2 protein-coding genes and 1 pseudogene are annotated in these 1816 nt (G+C 61.6%); all 3 read right to left on the reverse strand.

Translation table 11 applies throughout. The annotated features are described in order from the left end of the window. On the reverse strand, positions 1 to 725 hold a 725-nt coding region (locus AB4Y86_RS18035), incomplete at its 3' end, for an oligosaccharide flippase family protein (RefSeq protein ID WP_441403524.1). Positions 726 to 733: 8 nt separating this feature from the next. Next, positions 734 to 1630, reverse strand: a complete 897-nt coding sequence (locus tag AB4Y86_RS18040; protein ID WP_441403525.1) for a glycosyltransferase family 2 protein — start codon at positions 1628 to 1630, stop codon at positions 734 to 736. Then, a pseudogene (locus tag AB4Y86_RS18045) lies at positions 1620 to 1816 on the reverse strand (DUF2304 domain-containing protein); the annotation flags it as partial. The gene AB4Y86_RS18040 and the pseudogene AB4Y86_RS18045, both read right to left, overlap by 11 nt.

Raw genomic sequence — 1816 nt, forward strand, 5'->3', positions numbered from 1 at the left:
AGGAGAAGGACGGCGCCCTGGGTGAGCAGCATCAGTGCGCCGGTGTGGGGAAGCAAAGGCACCGCGATGCCCACCGATTCCCTCAAGGCGTGTTGCACCCGCCATGGAGCCTTCGGCCTGACCATCAGGACCGACATCCCCGCTGCAGCGGCAACCGCAGCAGTGTAGGCCACAAGATAGGCGGCGGCGCTGGCGGTCGTCAGCAGAATGGCCCCGAGACCAGCCAAGTTAGCGACCACGGAAGAAACCAGGCTCAGCGCAACGAAGGCGAGGGGGCGGTTCTGGGCTCGGAGCACTGCCTGGGCTCCGAGAACGGAACCCAAGAGACCTATGGAGACCATCGCCATGACGGCCGGCCAAGCAACCGAGGCGCCAGTCGTCAGCGAGACGAAGGCAACGACCGCCGCCATAAGGGTGCCCAACATAGCGGCACCCCCGCCCAGGAAACCATACATCGCTCTGGCCCTGCGCTGGCCGTCGGAAGGGTCAAACCACAGCCTGGTGATCGCCAGGGGCAATCCGGCAGAGATGAGAACCACCACCACTTGGATCGCCACTACTGAGGTCGAGACAAGTCCCCATTCGACGGGGCTGAGCAACCGGATTGCGAAAGGCTGGATCAGGAGCAGGCCTAGGCCCTGCACGACGGATCCTGCGAGGTAGAGGATCGCCGAACCGGCCCCGGCGCTACTGTCCTTGACCTCCGCAGTGCGCTCGGCGACCATCGGTTGTCCTAAAGTCGGACGACGTGAGCAGCGAGCTTACGCAGTCCCGGCCACATGCGCTTCTGGACGACTTTCGGTGCAAGCGTCACAGCATGGAGCCTGGATGAAATGTGCAGCCGTGCTGCGTTGGCTGCGTCGTCCCAGCCGAGTTTCTTGAAGTCTCGGACACACTCGTCAAAGAAGGCACGTTCTTCGGCAAAGCGGCGGCCGTCGAGTGCTCGCACGGAGGAGTCTGACTCGCGGTGGCGGCGGTACTGGAAGCAAACGGTGTCAGAGACCATCAATCTTCCGCCTTCCATGATGATGTCCATGGCTAGGGCCAGGTCCTGGACAACGTTGTACTGCTCACGGAAGCTGTGCTGCTTGATAGCGGTTGAACGCCACGCCACGGACGGGAAGTAAAGCCAGTCTCCCGTGATGAGACTCTTGGCTACAGGCTCCCCCGCGACGACCGCCTCCGTGCTCTCGCCGACAAGGCGACGTCGCAGGAAATCCTTGACCTTGTCGCCGAGCGGTTCGTAGACGACGCCGTCTTCGTCGATGACCTCGACCCCCGGCTGCACAATGTCCACATCAGGATTCCGGAATCCCTTGCGAATGGTTCCGATGTAATTCGGGAGCATAATGTCGTCCGCACCCATGATGACCGTGTAGTCGTGCTCAATGAGTCCCAGGCACTTGCGGTAGTTTCCGTTGGCGCCGAGGTTGACCTCGTTGCGCAGGTAGCGGACGCGGTCGTCGCGGTCTGTCAGAGATGCGAAGTAGGCCGGGAGGGACTCGTCGGGATAACCGTCGTCGACTATTGTCAGCCGGAAATCACGGTCGTCCTGAGCGAGAATCGACTCAACCGCCGCCTTCATCATGGCCACGTCACCGTAGTACGGCAGCATTACATCAATGGTCATTAGTTTCTTTCCGTGTGGGTTGGCCAGGAACGGCCGTGTGTTCGTCGATTGGGGATACGGCAGCGGGCGATTCCCCAGCAAAGTGGAGCGCCTCCACCGATGCGCGGAGAATGGCAACCTCTTCGGCTAGGATCCGGGTCTCGTCTTCGAGGATGGTCAATTCCCGAGAGACATGCAAGCTGACAC

The sequence above is a fragment of the Arthrobacter sp. 2YAF22_2 genome, from assembly GCF_052114645.1.
Taxonomy (GTDB): Bacteria; Actinomycetota; Actinomycetes; order Actinomycetales; family Micrococcaceae; genus Arthrobacter.

Excerpts from the sequence above, each read along its gene's own strand:
- AB4Y86_RS18040 (WP_441403525.1), bottom strand. The coding sequence starts at position 1,630 with ATGACCATTGATGTAATGCTGCCGTACTACGGTGACGTGGCCATGATG.